Annotated in this window: 11 protein-coding genes; 6 read left to right on the top strand and 5 right to left on the bottom strand. The window is 63.8% G+C overall.

Going from position 1 to position 17684, the window contains the following annotated elements; all coding sequences use genetic code 11:
• Positions 1–187: 187 nt before the first annotated feature.
• Both NXT3_RS17080 and hisN read left to right on the top strand, forming a co-directional pair.
• Positions 188–1069 carry an N-formylglutamate amidohydrolase gene (locus NXT3_RS17080; RefSeq protein ID WP_037420278.1) on the top strand — a complete coding sequence of 294 codons (882 nt, stop codon included), beginning with the start codon at positions 188–190 and terminating at the stop codon, positions 1067–1069.
• Between the two features lie 345 nt (positions 1070–1414).
• Positions 1415–2191 carry a histidinol-phosphatase gene (gene hisN / locus NXT3_RS17075; protein ID WP_097526686.1) on the top strand — a complete coding sequence of 259 codons (777 nt, stop codon included), beginning with the start codon at positions 1415–1417 and terminating at the stop codon, positions 2189–2191.
• Positions 2192–2260: 69 nt separating this feature from the next.
• On the opposite strand, the gene NXT3_RS17070 is transcribed toward hisN, so the two are convergent.
• Complete coding sequence (locus tag NXT3_RS17070) at positions 2261–3244, bottom strand: alpha/beta fold hydrolase (protein ID WP_097526685.1); 984 nt, start codon at positions 3242–3244, stop codon at positions 2261–2263.
• 382 nt (positions 3245–3626) lie between these two features.
• Between NXT3_RS17070 and NXT3_RS17065 the strand changes: the two genes are divergently transcribed.
• Entirely contained in the window at positions 3627–4088 is a 462-nt protein-coding gene (locus NXT3_RS17065) for an Hsp20 family protein (protein ID WP_037420270.1), read from the top strand.
• A gap of 80 nt (positions 4089–4168) precedes the next feature.
• Here NXT3_RS17065 and NXT3_RS17060 read toward each other — a convergent pair whose 3' ends face one another.
• Positions 4169–5215, bottom strand: a complete 1047-nt coding sequence (locus tag NXT3_RS17060) for a threonine aldolase family protein (RefSeq protein ID WP_097526720.1) — start codon at positions 5213–5215, stop codon at positions 4169–4171.
• 644 nt (positions 5216–5859) lie between these two features.
• On the opposite strand from NXT3_RS17060, the gene gltB reads away from it, so the two are divergent.
• Entirely contained in the window at positions 5860–10584 is a 4725-nt protein-coding gene (gene gltB, locus NXT3_RS17055) for a glutamate synthase large subunit (protein ID WP_104839743.1), read from the top strand.
• A gap of 99 nt (positions 10585–10683) precedes the next feature.
• On the top strand, positions 10684–12141 hold the full coding sequence (locus NXT3_RS17050) for a glutamate synthase subunit beta (protein WP_104839742.1): 1458 nt from the start codon (positions 10684–10686) through the stop codon (positions 12139–12141).
• 200 nt (positions 12142–12341) lie between these two features.
• Here NXT3_RS17050 and NXT3_RS17045 read toward each other — a convergent pair whose 3' ends face one another.
• Positions 12342–13607, bottom strand: coding sequence for an SGNH/GDSL hydrolase family protein (locus NXT3_RS17045; RefSeq protein WP_104839741.1), 1266 nt, complete (start codon positions 13605–13607; stop codon positions 12342–12344).
• Between the two features lie 112 nt (positions 13608–13719).
• A complete protein-coding gene (locus tag NXT3_RS17040) occupies positions 13720–14937 on the bottom strand; it encodes a lytic murein transglycosylase (protein ID WP_037420258.1) in 1218 nt (405 codons plus the stop codon).
• A gap of 302 nt (positions 14938–15239) precedes the next feature.
• Here NXT3_RS17040 and galU point away from each other — a divergent pair, with 302 nt between their 5' ends.
• Positions 15240–16127: a UTP--glucose-1-phosphate uridylyltransferase GalU gene (galU, locus tag NXT3_RS17035; RefSeq protein ID WP_037420256.1), complete on the top strand. Its 888-nt coding sequence runs from the start codon at positions 15240–15242 to the stop codon at positions 16125–16127.
• 88 nt (positions 16128–16215) lie between these two features.
• Here galU and NXT3_RS17030 read toward each other — a convergent pair whose 3' ends face one another.
• Positions 16216–17658, bottom strand: a complete 1443-nt coding sequence (locus tag NXT3_RS17030) for an outer membrane beta-barrel protein (protein WP_104839740.1) — start codon at positions 17656–17658, stop codon at positions 16216–16218.
• Positions 17659–17684: the final 26 nt, after the last annotated feature.

The following is a 17684-nucleotide window of genomic DNA, read 5'->3' as shown; positions in this document are numbered from 1 at the left end:
TTCGGCCGTGGCTACTTCTTTTCGATGCTTGTGGGATGCGGCAGCCTAGCAAACCGCAACAGCGTAAATATCCGGTGAACGGCAGGGGTCAACCCCCGGAACCGACGGGAGGCCACTATGGACACAGAGGCGGCCAACTGGCAACATGATCAAAACAGCAAGATCCGCATATGGTAAAAGGGTTCAGATGGGGGAAGTGGCCGAGTGGGACGTGTTCGAGGTCTTGGAACCCGCGAGCCAGCGGATCCCCCTCGTGTTCAACTCACCGCATAGCGGGCGCTACTATCCCCAATCCTTTCTCGATCAGTCGCGGCTCGATGCGCATTCGATTCGGCGGTCCGAGGATCACTTCGTCGACGAACTCTTCCAAAGCGCCACGCTCCTTGGAGCGCCGCTGCTGAGGGCCCATTTCCCGCGTGCCTTTCTCGACGTCAACCGCGAACCTTACGAGCTCGATCCGCGCATGTTCGAGGGGGCGCTGCCGCCCCACGCCAATATCAGCTCGATGCGGGTCGCAGGCGGGCTCGGCACGGTGCCGCGGCTGGTCGCCGAGAATATGGAAATCTATCGCAGCCGCGTGCCCGTCGAGGAGGCGCTGGCGCGGATCGAATCGATCTACAAGCCCTACCATGCGACGCTCCGGAAGCTGATCGCCCGCACCCATGTCCAGTTCGGCATGGCGGTGCTCATCGACTGCCACTCGATGCCCGGCAACGTTCACCTGGCAGGAAGCGGCCAGCGACCGGATTTCATCATCGGCGACCGCTATGGAACGAGCGCCGCGGCGGAACTGTCGCGCTTTGCGGTCGAACTCCTGGAGCAGCTCGGCTATGCGGTGACGCGCAACAAGCCCTATGCCGGCGGCTTCATCACCGAACATTATGGCCGGCCGACGCGGGGGCTACACGCGCTTCAGATCGAGATCAACCGCAGCCTCTATATCGACGAGGCGACGCTGGTCAAAAAGCCGGGATTTGCCGCCCTGGAAACCGATCTTGCGACGTTCGTCGCAGGTCTGGCGCGCCATGTCGAGGATTACGGCGCCTATCTGCCGCTTGCCGCGGAATAGCCTGCTCTTGCCCTTAAAAAGAACCGCGCCAATGGCGCGGTCAAGTCTAGGGAGGAAACACCCAAGGAGGGTATTTGCAGCCACTCGTGACTGCCAGGAAACTTTAATATTGCACTGCACAATTGTCAAGTTTCTACAGCGCCGCGCGTCTTATCAGACGCGCAAAGGTTGCTGTAGCACTTTGAATTTGCCGCATGTCTTTCTCCTTGAATCGGGTCGATTAAGGAGACAGGCAGTAGGCGAGCGTGTCTTGGCACCGCAGCTGCGAGCGCCCGGCGCAAGCGTTGCCTTTCGGCAGATTTCCTCTATTCAGAATGAACTTCCTTCTCGCCTCAAGAGAGTGACATGCTGCCCGACCGTTCCTTCTTCGACCGCCTCGCCGATGCCGCCAAGGCGGAAACCCTGCCGCGCTTCCGCACGGGCACGAGCGTCGTCAACAAGCTCGAAGGCGGATTCGATCCCGTCACCGAAGCCGATCAGTCGGCCGAGGCGGCCATCCGGCGATTGATCGAAGCCGCGTTCCCTGAGCATGGTATCCTCGGCGAAGAGCACGGCAATATCGGCCTCGACCGCGAACATGTCTGGGTGATCGATCCGATCGACGGAACGCGTGCCTTCATTTCCGGATTGCCGGTCTGGGGAACGCTGATCGGCCTCTATCGCCACGGCAAGGCGATCATGGGGCTGATGGACCAGCCCTTCACCGGCGAGCGCTATTTCGCCGACGGCGAGAAAGCGATCTATCGGGGCCCCGGTGGCGAGAAGGTGCTGTCCGCGCGTGCCTGCGACGCGCTTTCCGATGCTGTCCTGTTCACCACCTCGCCGCATCTCTATACCGGCGATCTCAAGGAGCGCTTCGAAGCGCTGCAGGCCAAGGTGCGGCTCTTCCGCTACGGATGCGATTGCTACGCCTTCGCACTGCTTGCGGCCGGCCATGTCGATCTCGTCATTGAATGCGGCCTGAAGCCCTACGATGTCGGCGGCCTCATTCCGCTAATCGAACAGGCGGGCGGCATCATCACCGACTGGCAGGGCGGTCCGGCGGAAATGGGCGGCGAGATCATCGCCGCGGGCAGCCCGGAGCTACATGCGCAGGCGCTGGAGACGTTGCGAGCGCGCTAAAACGCGCCCGCTTTGTGCATGTCGTTACCTCAAAGCTGCTGCCCACATTTGTGGGCGACATGCAATGAGTTACGCATCTTCCATCGTCTGCGGCGAAAGGTCGATTTCCTCGGCGTCGGTCCCCGGCAGGAAGGCCAGAATGGCGGCGAGCGCCTGGGCGCGGTAGCGGTCGGCTTCCTGGAAGAGCTCGTGGCGCGCCCCGTCGATCGGGATCAAATGGCCGGCGCGGAAATTGCTGGCGAGATATTCCATGGCGAGATAGGGCACGAGGCCGTCGGCCGTCGGCGCCAGGATGACCGTCGGCACGATTATCCTCGTGAGGTGCTCGCGGCGCGTCGTGCGCCTGATCACCCGGAACGCTTCGCTCAACCAGCGGCCGGTCGGCGGCCCGATGCGCAAATGCGGACAGGCGTCGATGACGGCAAGGTTGCGGGCATAACGCCGGCTGTCCGAGGTCAGCGGGTTGTTCCTGAAGGGAGACTGGCGCTCCTTGTCGCCGCGCACCGGCAGGTTGCCGAGGCCGAACCAGCGCATTGCCGTGGCGATCGCGACTATGCCGGGCTCGCCGATCGCCTGGCCGCTCAAGCCCAGAAATGGGGCCAGCAGCACCATTCGGTCGATACGGCTTGCCAGCATCGGCGCCAGCGACAGGGCGACGAGCGCCCCCATCGAATGGGCGACAATGGAAAAGGGCAGGCGCGTGTCGGGCAGGACGATCTGCTCCAGGAATATCGACAGATCGCGCTCGTAGTCGGCAAAATGCTCCACGTGGCCGCGGCCCGGCTGCGGCAGCAGCCGTTCGGATCCACCCTGACCGCGCCAGTCGAAGGTCGCGACCCAGAAACCGGCCGCCGTGAGATCGCCGATCGTTTCGAAGTATTTCTCGATCGACTCGTTGCGCCCCTGCAGGAGCACAATCGTGCCGCGCGTGACCGGCGCGTTCGCCTTGAAGACGGCGTAGCGGATCTTGCGGTCGCCGGCGCCGTCCAAAAAGCCCACCCGGGGCTTGCCCGGTATCGGATTATCCGGCGTGGAATGAAGGATCGTCGTCATTAAGCGCGCGGCCGAGGAAACGAAGTCGAGATAGTTTAGGGATAGGCGGCAGTCCTGCCCACGTCAAAGAAAAAAGCCGGAAGCGGCGGATGAAATCCGGACGATCACCGCTTCCGGCCGCTGAAGGAGAAGGGACATGTCGCTTCAGCCCTGGGCGCTTCCACCCAGTGTGTCTGTTTTAGCTGCGCGAGGCTGAACGGCGGCCGAACCCGTCGTTCATTTGCCGTTCACCAATGTGGCCAGGTCGGCCCTTGAACTCATGCGAAAGCGCTCCCATGTTTTGGCTGCGGGCGCCGAAGACGGGTCCGCTCACCGGTCATGCCGCAGCCTTATGGGGCGGCAGGCCAGACATCGCAAACCGTTGCTCTTGAAGGAGGACACCATGCGTCACTTTGACTTTTCCCCCCTTTACCGCTCCACCGTCGGCTTCGATCGCCTGTTCACCATGCTTGACAGCCTGGGCCAGCCCGATCAGGCGCAGACCTATCCGCCCTACAACATCGAGCGGACCGGCGAAAACGCCTACCGTATCACCATGGCCGTTGCCGGCTTCGACGAAAGCGAGCTTTCGGTCGAAGCGCGCGAGAATACGCTGACGATCAAGGGCGAGAAGAGCGAGGAGAAGGGTGAGGAAAGCCAGTTTCTCCATCGCGGCATCGCCAAGCGGGCCTTCGAGCGCCGCTTCCAGCTTGCCGACCATGTCGAGATCCGAGCTGCTTCGCTGAAGAACGGCCTGCTTCACGTCGATCTCGTGCGTGAGATTCCGGAAGCTGCCAAGCCGCGTCGCATCGAGATCACTTCGGTCTCTTCCCAGCCGAAGCAGATCGAGGCGCAGACGGCCTAACGTCCATCATTAGACCATCAAAGACGGCGTCCCTCGGGGCGCCGTTTTTTCATGGGCATTTCTGCCGCGCATTCCCTTGTTCAGCAGGCCGCGATGAACTGGTCGACGTCATCGGCGCGCGTCGCGAAGCTTGTGACGAGGCGGTAGAGGCCTTCATCCGCGGCGAGGCTGGAGGAGAGGTCTTGCGGCGCGGGCCAGTCGTAGAAGACCGCCCCCTGCTCCTGCAGACGCGCGGCCACGTCGCGCTTCAGGATCACGAAAACTTCGTTGGCCTCCGGCGTCCAGGCGAGCCGGCTCACGGCCGAAGCCGCGATTCCTTCCGCAAGGCGGCGGGCCATGCCATTCGCATGGCGGGCGAGATCGAGCCATAGATCGCCCTTGAGATAAGCGTCGAATTGGGCGGCGATGAAACGGGACTTCGAGAAAAGCTGGGCCGCCCGCTTGCGTAGGAAGTGCATCTCGTGCGCCTTCGACAGGTCGAAGAGGATGAGCGCCTCGGCGCACCAGCAGCCGTTCTTCGTGCCGCCGAAGGATAGAAGGTCGACGCCGCGCTTCCAGGTCATCTCGGCCGGGGTTGTGTCGAGGCTAACGAGGGCATTGGCGAAGCGCGCGCCGTCCATGTGCAGCGGCAGCCTGTGTGACTTGGCGATCGAGGCGATCGCTTCGATCTCCGGGAGCGAATAGACCGTGCCGCTCTCCGTCGCCTGCGTCAGCGTCACCGCCATCGGCTGGCCGCCATGCACGACGTCCGGCGGAAAGCGGCGGATCTCGGCCTCGAGCCGCGCCGCATCCATCTTGCCGCGCGCGCCGGCGACCGGGCACAGCCTGGCGCCCTGCGAGAAGAATTCCGGCGCGCCGCATTCGTCCACATTCACATGCGCTTCGCGGTGGCAGAAGGCGACCCCTCCGGCCCGATTGGTGCTCGCCAGCGCAAGCGCGTTGGCCGCCGTGCCGGTGCCGACGAAGAACACCGCCACGTCCGTTTCGAAAATCTCCGACAGGCGCTTTTCCACATTCCGGTCGAGTTCGCTCGTGCCGTAGGCGGAAACATAACCCCGCGCTTCGGCGGCGAGGTTTTCGGAAATGGCCGGATGAGCGCCAGCCCAGTTGTCGGAGGCAAATATCATCAGAATCATCCTATCTGTCAGCCTCGGCGGCCGATTCGGGGTGACCATAGCCGAGTTCGGCGTCCAGACAATGCCTACAGCGCCGCGCGTTTATCGCGCGCGCAAAGGCCGCTGTAGCACTTCAATGTCTTTGTCCGTTGAACCGAGTTCGATTTAAGGAGACATGTGGTAGCTTCTTGGCGATGCCAACAGAAGACCAGTTTGAAACCAAAGTGAAGAAAGCGACGGCGTCGCGTAATTTTATTTCAAACCGGCGAAATTTTTGGCAATGTTCGGCAAAGTCTCCAGCATTATTTGCGGCCATGCCCCTTGCGGAGGGGGGCGCTTTCTGGCATAGAACGCATGAAATAGGACAGGTTTGCTGTCCTATTTCGGTCTAGGGACCGGAACAATCGCCGGAAGGGCCGCGAAAAGCGGCCTCGGGCGGGGAGCGTAAGGGGTTTCGCCGGGTTTCATTCGGCTGTTATCGCCTACCATCACCATGGTCGCGGACATTCGTGCCTGATGGGCCGCGCTTCATTTGCGACCTGCTCAGGATCATGCGACGATAATGCCCCGGCTTGCCGCGATGCGAAAACGCGAGGCGGCTTAGGCGCGCGGGCCGCGGTATGCCCGGATTTCCGGGTACAACAGGAGGGACGACGATGACGGATCATTCGCCATCACAACAGATTGGGCTCCACCTCGCACAGAATGCTGCGACGGCTGTGAAAACGCCCGCATTCCCCTCCGGTCTGCCGCGAAAACAGGGCCTTTACGATCCACGCAACGAGCATGACGCCTGCGGCGTCGGCTTCGTCGCGCATATGAAGGGCGAGAAGTCGCACCAGATCGTGCGCGACGGGCTCTTTATGCTTGAAAACCTGACGCACCGCGGTGCGGTCGGCGCCGACCCGCTGATGGGCGACGGCGCGGGCATTCTCGTGCAGATCCCCGACCGCTTCTTCCGCGAGGAGATGGCGAACCAGGGGGTCACCCTGCCGAAGGCGGGCGAATATGCCGTCGGCTATCTCTTCATGCCGCGCGACGAGAAGCTGATCGCCCATTTCAAGGAGGTGATCAGCGAGGTGGTGGCCGAGGAAGGCCAGCATCTGCTCGGCTTCCGCGACGTTCCGGTCGACAATTCGTCGCTTTCGAAGGCGCCAGACATCGCCGCCACCGAGCCGCACCATGTGCAGGTCTTCATCGGCGCCGGCCGCGATGCTGCCACCAATGCGGAATTCGAGCGGCGACTGTTTACGCTGCGCAAGGTGATCTCCAACCGCATCTATGCGGAGGCGGACGGCGGCGACCTCGGCTTCTATGTCGTATCGCTGTCGACCTCGACCATCGTCTACAAGGGCATGTTCCTTGCCTACCAGGTCGGCGCCTATTACAAGGACCTTGCCGACGAGCGTTTCCAGTCGGCGGTGGCGCTGGTTCACCAGCGCTTCTCGACGAACACCTTCCCGTCCTGGAAGCTGGCGCATCCCTACCGCATGGTAGCGCATAACGGCGAGATCAACACGCTGCGCGGCAACGTCAACTGGATGGCGGCGCGGCAGGCGTCGGTTTCCTCGCCGCTCTTCGGCGACGACATCTCCAAGCTCTGGCCGATCTCCTATGAGGGCCAGTCGGACACTGCCTGTTTCGACAACGCGCTCGAGTTCCTGGTGCAGGGCGGCTATTCGCTGTCGCACGCGGTGATGATGCTGATCCCGGAGGCCTGGGCCGGCAACCAGCTGATGTCGCCCGAACGCAAGGCGTTCTACGAGTATCATGCGGCCCTCATGGAACCGTGGGACGGGCCGGCGGCGGTCGCCTTCACCGACGGCCGCCAGATCGGCGCGACGCTCGACCGCAACGGCCTGCGCCCGGCGCGCTATATCGTCACCAGCGACGACCGTGTCATCATGGCGTCGGAAGCCGGCGTGCTTCCAGTGGATGAGGACAAGATCGTCAAGAAGTGGCGGCTGCAGCCGGGCAAGATGCTGCTGATCGACATGGAAGAGGGCCGCATCATCTCCGACGAGGAGGTGAAGTCGTCGCTTGCCGGCAAGCATCCCTACCGGCAGTGGCTCGACGATACCCAGCTCATCCTCGAAGACCTGAAGCCGGTCGAGCCCCGGGCGCTGCGCCGCGACGTATCGCTGATCGACCGCCAGCAGGCCTTCGGCTACAGCCAGGAAGACACGAAGCTCCTGATGTCGCCGATGGCGACTACCGGCCAGGAAGCGATCGGCTCGATGGGCACCGACACGCCGATCTCGGCCATGTCAGACAAGCCGAAGCTGCTTTACACCTATTTCAAGCAGAACTTCGCCCAGGTCACCAACCCGCCGATCGATCCGATCCGCGAGGAACTGGTGATGAGCCTCGTCTCGTTCATCGGTCCGCGGCCGAACATCCTCGACCACGCCGGCATGGCGCATGCCAAGCGGCTGGAGGTTCGCCAGCCGATCCTGACGAATGGCGATCTTGAGAAGATCCGTTCAATCGGCCATACGGAAGACCGCTTCGACACCAAGACGCTCGACTTCACCTATGACATTTCGCGCGGTGCCGAAGGCATGCCGGAAATGCTCGACCGACTCTGCGAGCGCGCCGAAGCGGCGGTCAAGGGCGGCTACAACATCATCGTGCTTTCCGACCGGCAGATCGGGCCGGATCGCGTGGCTATCCCGGCGCTGCTGGCGACCGCGGCCGTGCACCACCACCTTATCCGCAAGGGCCTGCGCACGTCTGTCGGCCTCGTGCTCGAATCGGGCGAGCCGCGCGAGGTGCATCACTTCTGCCTGCTCGCCGGCTATGGCGCGGAAGCGATCAACCCCTATCTCGCCTTCGATACGCTCGTCGACATGCACAAGCGCGGCGACTTCCCAAAGGAAGTCGACGAGAAGGAGGTCGTCTACCGCTACATCAAGGCAGTCGGCAAGGGCATCCTCAAGGTCATGTCGAAGATGGGCATCTCGACTTACCAGTCCTATTGCGGCGCACAGATCTTCGACGCCGTCGGCCTGTCGTCGAAGCTGGTCGACAAGTATTTCTTCGGCACGGCGACGACGATCGAGGGCATCGGCCTCGATGAGATCGCCGCCGAGACGGTTTCCCGCCACAAGGCCGCCTTCGGCGCCGATCCGGTGCTTGCCAACACGCTGGACATCGGCGGCGAATACGCCTTCCGCATGCGCGGCGAGAGCCATGCCTGGACGCCGGACGCCATCGCTTCGCTGCAGCATGCGGTGCGCGGCAATGCCGAGGACCGCTACCGCGAATTCGCCGAGATGGTGAACGCCTCGGCGCTGCGCATGAACACGATCCGCGGACTGTTCACGATCAAGAGCGCAGAGGCCGTCGGCCGCAAGCCGATCCCGATCGACGAGGTCGAGCCGGCAGCCGAGATCGTCAAGCGTTTCTCGACCGGGGCGATGTCCTTCGGCTCGATCAGCCGCGAGGCGCATACGACGCTGGCGATCGCCATGAACCGGATCGGCGGCAAGTCGAACACCGGCGAGGGCGGCGAGGAAAGCGACCGCTATCTGCCGCGTCCGGACGGTTCGATGAACCCGGAACGCTCGGCGATCAAGCAGATCGCCTCCGGCCGCTTCGGCGTCACCACCGAATATTTGGTCAATGCCGACGTGCTGCAGATCAAGGTGGCGCAGGGTGCGAAGCCCGGCGAGGGCGGTCAGCTGCCCGGCCACAAGGTGGATGCGACGGTCGCCAAGACCCGGCATTCGACGCCGGGCGTCGGCCTCATCTCGCCGCCGCCGCATCACGATATCTATTCGATCGAAGACCTGGCGCAGCTGATCTACGATCTGAAGAACGTCAACCCGGAGGCCGATATTTCGGTGAAGCTGGTGTCGGAAGTCGGCGTCGGCACGGTTGCGGCCGGTGTCGCCAAGGCGCGCGCCGACCACATCACCATTGCCGGCTTCGACGGCGGCACCGGCGCCTCGCCGCTGACTTCGCTGAAGCACGCCGGCAGCCCTTGGGAAATCGGCCTTGCCGAAACCCAGCAGACTTTGGTGCTGAACGGCTTGCGCTCGCGCGTCGCCCTTCAGGTCGATGGCGGCCTTAAGACCGGCCGTGATGTGATCATCGGCGCGTTGCTCGGTGCTGACGAATTCGGTTTCGCCACCGCGCCGCTGATCGCCGCCGGCTGCATCATGATGCGCAAGTGCCATCTGAACACCTGTCCGGTCGGCGTCGCCACACAGGATCCGGTGCTCCGGAAGCGCTTCAAGGGCGCGCCGGAACACGTCATCAACTACTTCTTCTTCGTGGCCGAAGAGGTGCGGGAAATCCTCGCTTCGCTCGGGGTCCGCAAGCTCGACGACATCATCGGCGCCTCGGAACTGCTCGAGCGCGACCGTATGATCGAGCATTGGAAGGCGAGGGGCCTCGACTTCTCGAAGATCTTCCACAAGGTCGAAGCGCCGAAGGAAGCGACCTACTGGACGACCCGCCAGAACCATCCGATCGATGACATTCTCGACCGCAGGCTGGTCGAGAAGGCGAAGCTGGCGCTCGAGACCAAGGTTCCGGTGGCGTTCGAGGCGGAGATCAAGAACGTCGACCGCTCGGCCGGCGCGATGCTTTCCGGTGCGCTCGCCAAGCGCTGGGGCCACAAGGGGCTGAAGGACGACACGATCCACGTGACGCTCAAGGGCACGGCGGGCCAGTCCTTCGGCGCCTTCCTGGCGCGCGGCATCACTTTTGATCTCGTCGGCGACGGCAACGACTATGTCGGCAAGGGCCTTTCGGGCGGGCGCATCATCGTTCGGCCGCCGGAAAGCGCGAAGATCGTGCCGCAGGAGTCGATCATCGTCGGCAACACGGTGCTCTACGGGGCGATCTCGGGCGAGTGCTACTTCAACGGCGTCGCCGGCGAACGCTTCGCCGTGCGCAACTCGGGTGCGGTGGCGGTCGTCGAGGGTGTCGGCGACCACGGCTGCGAATACATGACCGGCGGCGTCGTCGTCGTGCTCGGCGGCACGGGGCGCAACTTCGCGGCCGGCATGTCCGGCGGCGTCGCCTACGTGCTCGACGAGGAGGGAGACTTCGCACGCCGCTGCAACATGGCCATGGTCGAGCTGCAGCCGGTGCCGGAGGAGGACGACATGCTGGAGAAGCTGCACCATCACGGCGGCGACCTCATGTACAAGGGCCGGGTGGACGTCTCGGGCGATATGACGCGCCACGACGAGGAACGGCTCTACCAGCTGATCTCCAACCACCTGCACTTCACGGGGTCGGCGCGCGCCAAGGAGATCCTCGATCAGTGGACGGACTACCGGCCGAAATTCCGGAAGGTCATGCCGGTCGAATACCGCCGCGCGCTCGAGGACATGGAACGCATGAAAATGGCGGTAGCGGCCGAGTAAAGGCACCTGTGACAGCGGCCCCCGAACCGTTCCCGGTGACGGGGGCCACCACGCGCCTCATGGGCGCCTGTGCAGATTTGAAGATATCAGGATCGTAAGATGGGCAAGGTTACTGGATTTCTCGAGATCGACCGGCAGGTGGCGAAGTACCAGCCGGCGTCCGACCGCATCCGCCATTTTCGTGAATTCACCATTCCGATGTCCGACCAGGAAGTGCAGAAGCAGGCCGCTCGCTGCATGGACTGCGGCATCCCTTACTGCCATGGGCCGACCGGGTGTCCGGTACACAACCAGATCCCGGACTGGAACGACCTCGTCTATAACGGCAACTGGGACGAGGCGATCCGCAACCTGCATTCGACCAACAACTTCCCGGAATTTACCGGCCGCGTCTGCCCGGCGCCCTGCGAGGAAGCCTGCACGCTGAACCTCGAGGACGTGCCGGTGGCGATCAAGACGGTCGAGCAGGCGATCGCCGACAAAGCCTATGAGATGGGCTACATCGTGCCGCAGCCGGCCGTTACCAAGACCGGCAAGAAGGTCGCGATCATCGGTTCTGGACCGGCCGGCATGGCGGCTGCGCAGCAGCTTGCCCGCGCCGGCCACGAGGTTCATGTCTACGAGCGCGAATCGAAGCCCGGCGGGCTGCTGCGCTACGGCATTCCGGACTTCAAGATGGAGAAGAACTTCATCGATCGCCGCGTCGAACAGATGAAGGGCGAAGGCGTGACCTTCCACTGCGGCATCAATGTCGGCGTCGACCTGGCTGTCCAAACGCTCATCGACGATCACGACGCGGTGCTCTATTGCGGCGGCTCCGAAACGCCGCGCGATGCTGGGATCCCGGGCGTCGAGTTCATCGGCGTGCACGACGCCATGCCCTATCTGGTGCAGCAGAACCGCCGCGTCGGCCGCGAGAACATCGACAGCGTCGGCTGGCCGTCCGAGCCTATCCTCGCCGGCGGCAAGCATGTGGTGGTCGTCGGCGGCGGTGACACGGCGTCCGACTGCGTCGGCACGGCCTTCCGCCAGGGTGCCGTCAAGGTGACGCAGCTCGACATCCGCCCGCAGCCGCCGGAGAAGGAAGACAAGCTCGCTGTCTGGCCGTTCTGGGCAACGAAGATGCGCACCTCATCGAGCCAGGCCGAGGGTGCCGTTCGCGAGTTCCAGGTCGCCACGCTCGAATTCATCGGCGACGAGGACGGCAACCTGACGGGCGTCAAGTGCTGCCAGGTGGACGATCGGCGCAAGCCGATTGCCGGTACCGAGTTCATCATCAAGGCGGACCTCGCCTTCATCGCCATCGGCTTCCGCGGCCCGTTCACGACCAGCGTGCTCAAGGACCTCGCTGACAGGCTGTCGCTGAACACCGACCGGCGCGGTTCGACCAACGTCGTGGCCAACGAGCGGGACTACAGGACCTCGGTCGACAAGCTCTGGACAGCCGGCGACGTCCGCCGCGGCCAATCGCTCGTCGTCTGGGCGATCCGCGAAGGCCGGCAGGCGGCCCGGGCGATCGACGAGGCGCTGATGGGATCGACGGTGCTGCCGAGGTAAAGGCATTGCCTTCCTTGTGCCCCTCTCCTCGGGTTTAACCCGAGGACTAAGCCTCTCCCCACGCGCGGGGAGAGGGGACTGGACGGCGCGACGGTTCTCCTCCGCCCCGCCTCCGGCGAAGGGACAAAGGCGATGTGGCGCGCGTCCTTCGCCCCGCCTGCGGGGAGAAGGTGCCGGCAGGCGGATGAGGGGCAAAGAATCTATGGCTGTGCATTCCGCAACAGCGGATTGCTGATCACCGTTGCGGGCTTTGCCAGCCGGAAATCGTCGATGCGGCCGACTGGGGCGGTGGGTACCTCGCCCTTTTCCACGAGCAGATCTCTCGGGCTCTTTCCGGTGCCCTTCTCAGGCGCGCCCGCTCCGAGAAGGGCTGTGGCGCCGTCGAGCGCCGGATCGGTGACGCTGATCGGCGGCGTCTTGACGATATCCTCGTTGGCAAGCGGGGCGGTAACCACAAGATCCTTGAGTTTCCCGGCACCCGGCACGTCCGCGTCCGCGGCTGCCTCGCCGAGAAGCTTGCGGATGTCCTTCTCGACATAGAAGGCAAGCTTGCGCTTGCCCGCCTTGGTCAGGTTGATGCCGTCGGAGCCGCGCAGGCGGACCTGCTGGCCGTTGATGTCGGAGCCGGTCAGAACGAACTTGCCGCCTTCGTCGACGAAGCCGTCCCAGATGTCGATGAACTGTCCGCCGACCTTCTCCGCCTCCTCGCGATAGATGCCGTTGAAGGTGACCATGTCGGCGGTCATGGCGGTCGACTGGAATGGCGGCATGCCGACCCAGAGAAGCGGCAGATTGTCCTTTCGAGCCAGCGCGGCGAGCGCGTTGACGCGCTTGCGGTATTCCGCCATCCACAGGTCGCTGCGGAACGCCTCGTTGGTTTCGCCGATCCGCATCATCTGGCGATCATTGGCGCCAAGACTGACGACGATGACCGAGGGCTTGAGTTCGGCGACATAGCCCGGCAGGTTCTCCGGCAAATCGAAGTAGTCGTCCCGGACGAGGCCGGACGAGCCGTTGGCGCGCGTCTCCACCACGACACCTGGCGTCATCTCGAAGGCAGTCTTCAGGCCGTCGCCAAGACTTCCGGCAACGAAGTCGCCGACGACCAGGACCTTTTTCGCGTCCGGCGACTTCTCGACGACCGGAGCGGGCGGGGGGGCGTCCACGACGCGCGGCTTGGCGCGCTGCTGGCGCGGCCGCTGCTGCTCGGCCGGCTGCTGCCGCCGCCTCTGTATGCGACGCGGCCGCGGTTGCGGCGGATAGGCGCTCTGATCCTGATAATAAGTTCGCCGTTGTGGCGCGAAGCCGCCGAAGAGCCGTTGGAAAAAAGTGCGACGCGGGACGGGCTCTTGCGCCTCGGCCATGCTGGCAAGGAAGCCGGTGACCAGCATCGCAGCCGCAGCCAGGAAGACCGGCGTCAAACGCAGGAGAAGCGACCCTTTCCCGGCATCTCTCGTTCTAAACATGGTTACAATCACCGTCGAATGGCAGGCGCGCTCTCAACCATACGCCAAATCACAGCGATTTGGGACCGAATGATCGCAAATCGCCGTGATCCAGGAAGGTCGTGGCGAGCGTTTAGCGGCGCAGGGCGCGCAGCAGGTTCTGCGTCGGCTCGCCGTCCGGCGTCAGGCCGTTCTGCGTCTGGAAGGCCTGGATCGCGGCTTTCGAGCCCGAGCCGAAATTGCCGTCCACCTCGCCATCGTAATAGCCAAGTTCCTTGAGCCGGTTCTGCAGTTCGAACTTCTCGCTGATGTCGAGCGAACCGTCGGGCCGCGGCCAGCGCTGCTGCATGCCGGCATAGCCGGCGATCTGGTCGGCGAGAAGCCCGACGCCGAGCGCATAGGAATCGGAGGCGTTGTAACGCTTGATCACGAAGAAGTTGCGCGTCATCAGGAAGCCCGGACCGCCGCCGCCGCCCGGCAGCTTGAGTTCGGCGCGGGTTTTCGAGTTGCGGAACCCCTTGCCGTTCGGGCGAAGGAAGCCGAGCGCGGCCCATTGGCCGAGCGTCTTCGTCTGGCCAGAATATTTGGCCGCATTGGCCGGCGCCACGACCTCGTAACCCCAGGTCTCGCCCGGCTGCCAGCCGTTCTTCTTCAAGAGGTTGGCAGCCGTCGCCAGCGCATCGGGAACCGAATTCCAGATGTCGCGATGGCCGTTGCCGTCGGCGTCGACCGCGTAGAGCAGGTAGCTGGTCGGGATGAATTGCGTATGCCCCATGGCGCCCGCCCAGGAGCCGGTGAGCTCGCGCGGGGTGATGTCGCCGCTCTGCAGGATCTTCAAGGCCGCGATCAGCTGGGTCCTGGCGAATTTGGCGCGCTTCGGGTCGGCATAGGCAAGCGTTGCGAGCGCGCGCGGCACATAGTGCAGCCGGTCGTCCTTCTGCAGGACGGCGCCATAATTCGACTCCATCGACCAGATCGCCAGCAGGATGGTGCGGTCGACGCCGAAATGCCGCTCGAGCGAGTCGAGCGTGCGCGCGTGCTTGGCCGCCATCTCCTGGCCTATGCGCCTGGTGTAAGGATTGACACGCGAGTCAATATATTCCCAAATCTTGTGCTTGAATTCGGGCTGGTAGTTGGCTTTCTCGATGACGGCCGGGTCGGGCGTCATCACGCCGGCGAAAGCTTTGCGGTAGGTCGCCTGGCTGATGCCGCTCTTGGCGGCCGTTGCGTAGAAGTTGTTGATCCAGTTCTGAAAACCTTGATCCGCCCGCGCGGGCGATGAACCCAGCGCGGCGGCGGCGACGAGAGCGGCGGCGATATGTCGGAAGAACGTCCTGCGGTTTCTGATCATCTGCTGTCGGTTCCGTTTCTCGGCGGAGCATTCAGCCAGCGTTCATGCCGGACGGATTACTCCGGGTTTTGCGAATCTTCCCCGCAAGCGCGCCGCGTGTGGGGCAGCATGCGGTCCTTCGTGAGGCCGAACGGCAGCAGCCGTTTCGGGTCAGTGGAGAAGCCTACAGAAACGAAGTCAACAAAGTCTTTACCATGAAATTGCCGAGTCGTCTTCCTTCGCAAAAAATGGCAAATGACGACTAAAACCGATTCAATTCGCCTGTTTCAGGCTAGACTGAGGTCCACTCCAAGGAGGTGTTCATGACCGACAAGCGTAAAGTTCGCAAAGCCGTTTTCCCGGTCGCAGGCCTGGGAACGCGTTTCCTTCCCGCCACCAAGGCAGTGCCGAAGGAAATGCTGACGGTCGTGGACAAGCCGGTCATCCAGTATGTCGTCGACGAGGCGCTGGAGGCAGGGATCGAGCATCTGATCTTCGTGACCGGTCGCAGCAAGGCGGTCATCGAGGATTATTTCGACATCCAGGTCGAACTCGACCAGACGCTCCGGGAGCGCAACAAGAAGGCGGAAATCGAGCTGCTCGAAGCCATGCTGCCGAAGGCCGGCACGACGAGCTTCACCCGCCAGCAGGCGCCGCTCGGGCTCGGCCATGCCGTGTGGTGCGCGCGCGATCTCGTCGGCAACGAGCCCTTTGCGCTGCTTCTTCCCGACATGATCATGAAGGGCGAGAAGGGCTGCCTCAAGGGCATGGTCGAGCTCTACGAGCACAGCGGCGGCAATGTCATCGCCGTCGAGGAATGCGCCCCCGACCAGGCGCACAAATACGGGATCGTCGGCGTCGGCGACCGGGTCGGCGACGGCTTCAAGATCACCAAGATGGTCGAGAAACCGGCGCCCGGAACGGCCCCGTCCAACTTCTTCATCAACGGCCGCTATATCCTGCAGCCGGAAATCTTCCCGATTCTCGAGCGCCAGGAACGCGGCGCCGGCAACGAGATCCAGCTGACCGACGGCATGGTGAAGCTTTCCGGCGCGCAGCCCTTCGCCGCCTATCATTTCCGCGGCGAGACTTTCGACTGCGGTGCGAAGGACGGCTTCATCCTCGCAAACGTTGCCTTCGCGCTCGAGCGCGCCGACATCCGCCCGATCGTCGAAGGGCCGCTCAAGACGCTGTTGCATGGATTGAAGTGATCGCTTGCGCTTCGAGCGGATTTGAACGACGGAGACTGGCCGCGTCCCTCTGGCGCGGCCTTTCTCTTTGAAGCGGAATCCGCTTGCTTCAGCGCCGCAGCGTCAGGCCGACGCCGACGCGTGTCGTATCGCTCGAGGGGCCGATATCCCTGTTGGTGCGCTCGTAGCTGACATCGCCGGTGAGCGCCAGATAGCGGCTCATGTCCCAAGTGAGACCCGCGCCGGTCCGCCAGGTGGCCTCGTCGGAGGCGGCGGCATCCGAGGGGAAATCGCGCAATGTCAGGCTGTTCGACAATGTCGCCACCAGTGACGAACGCAGCTGGTGGGTGATGATATTCGTCAGCTCATAGTTGATCGATCCCGGATTGCCCGCTGTCGTGGACGGATCGAGATAGGTCAGGAGCCCGAAGAGCACGTCGGTGCCGCGCTTGGGCGACCAGTTGACCCGCCCGTCGACCGACAGGCCGCCCAAGTCGCCCAGCCGGTCGTCGTCGAGCCGAAACGTCTCATAGCCGAGCGCGAGTTCGCCGTTGAGCTTCTCGCCGAGGTCCACCTCCATACCGGCGCGGCCGGCATAGCTCATGTAGGAACGCTCGAAGCCGAGCGTGTCCCGCCTGAGATCGTAGATGGATTTGCCGACCGAGGCTTCGAGAAAGGGAATGAGGGCCGGCGACAGCTCGTAGCCGAGCCGCCCGGTAAGCGTGCCGGTATTGCGGTTGCGGTCCTCCTGCGACAGCGTCGTGCCGTTGTCGAGCTCGACATCGCCATAGGTCTGGCGCTCGAAGTCGAGGCCGAGGGAACCGCGGACGAGGCCGAGGTCGCGCTCGACGGCAGCGCCCAGCCGGTAGGTGTTGACCGCCGATTGCTCCACGGCATTGGCGATAGCGTTCGGATCGTTGGCGTCCTCGCGCTCGAAACTGTAGCCGGCGCTTAACTTGGCCGTCGTTTCGTCGCTCAAGTCGAGGCGCAGTTCCGCATCGACGTCGGCGCGCGGCTCTTCTTCGCCTTCGCCCGATATATTGTCCTGCAGGACGCCTTCGCCGATGACGCTCAGCTGGTGGCGCGCCCAGTCGGATGTGAGCGTGCCCTTTAGGCCCGTCTCGAGAAAGGTCCGGCTCTGGCTGGCGCTGCCATTCTTCTGCCGCTCGTGATTGAACGTTTCGCTGAGCGCCGGCTTCAGGACGAAGCTGCCGATGCGGATGCCCGGCGCCTGGCCGGCTTCCGGATCGATGCGCATGCGCAGCCCGTCGGTCGTTTCCTCGCGCCGGTTGAGGCGGTTGAAATCCTCGTCCAAGGCCGGGGGCAGATCGGAACTGGCGACGGCGCCGGTCGTCTGGGGATCGGTGGCCGCCGGGGAGGCACCGGTCTCAATCGTGCTGCCAGTGACTGCGGTGGTTGCGGCTTGCGGCGCATCAAGGCTTTGCGCGGTCGCCGTGTGGGCGAAAAGAAGCGCACAGCCCGCCGACAGCCAGGCCCGCTTTCTCGCAAGCGAGGCGCCCGCCGTGATCGAGCGTGAAAACCTGGGCGCCATCTGCCGTTTGTCCGCAAACCTGATTG

Source organism: Sinorhizobium fredii (assembly GCF_002944405.1).
Classification (GTDB): Bacteria; Pseudomonadota; Alphaproteobacteria; order Rhizobiales; family Rhizobiaceae; genus Sinorhizobium; species Sinorhizobium fredii_C.
Note: the sequence above shows the minus strand (reverse complement) of the source record. Positions and strands in the feature narration are given on the sequence as shown.

What these genes read in the sequence shown, in the direction of transcription:
- NXT3_RS17080 (WP_037420278.1), top strand. Translation starts at nt 188, where the DNA reads ATGGGGGAAGTGGCCGAGTGGGACGTGTTCGAGGTCTTGGAACCCGCG.
- hisN (WP_097526686.1), top strand. Translation starts at nt 1,415, where the DNA reads ATGCTGCCCGACCGTTCCTTCTTCGACCGCCTCGCCGATGCCGCCAAG.
- NXT3_RS17070 (WP_097526685.1), bottom strand. Translation starts at nt 3,244, where the DNA reads ATGACGACGATCCTTCATTCCACGCCGGATAATCCGATACCGGGCAAG.
- NXT3_RS17065 (WP_037420270.1), top strand. Translation starts at nt 3,627, where the DNA reads ATGCGTCACTTTGACTTTTCCCCCCTTTACCGCTCCACCGTCGGCTTC.
- NXT3_RS17060 (WP_097526720.1), bottom strand. Translation starts at nt 5,215, where the DNA reads ATGATATTTGCCTCCGACAACTGGGCTGGCGCTCATCCGGCCATTTCC.
- gltB (WP_104839743.1), top strand. Translation starts at nt 5,860, where the DNA reads ATGACGGATCATTCGCCATCACAACAGATTGGGCTCCACCTCGCACAG.
- NXT3_RS17050 (WP_104839742.1), top strand. Translation starts at nt 10,684, where the DNA reads ATGGGCAAGGTTACTGGATTTCTCGAGATCGACCGGCAGGTGGCGAAG.
- NXT3_RS17045 (WP_104839741.1), bottom strand. Translation starts at nt 13,607, where the DNA reads ATGTTTAGAACGAGAGATGCCGGGAAAGGGTCGCTTCTCCTGCGTTTG.
- NXT3_RS17040 (WP_037420258.1), bottom strand. Translation starts at nt 14,937, where the DNA reads ATGATCAGAAACCGCAGGACGTTCTTCCGACATATCGCCGCCGCTCTC.
- galU (WP_037420256.1), top strand. Translation starts at nt 15,240, where the DNA reads ATGACCGACAAGCGTAAAGTTCGCAAAGCCGTTTTCCCGGTCGCAGGC.
- NXT3_RS17030 (WP_104839740.1), bottom strand. Translation starts at nt 17,658, where the DNA reads ATGGCGCCCAGGTTTTCACGCTCGATCACGGCGGGCGCCTCGCTTGCG.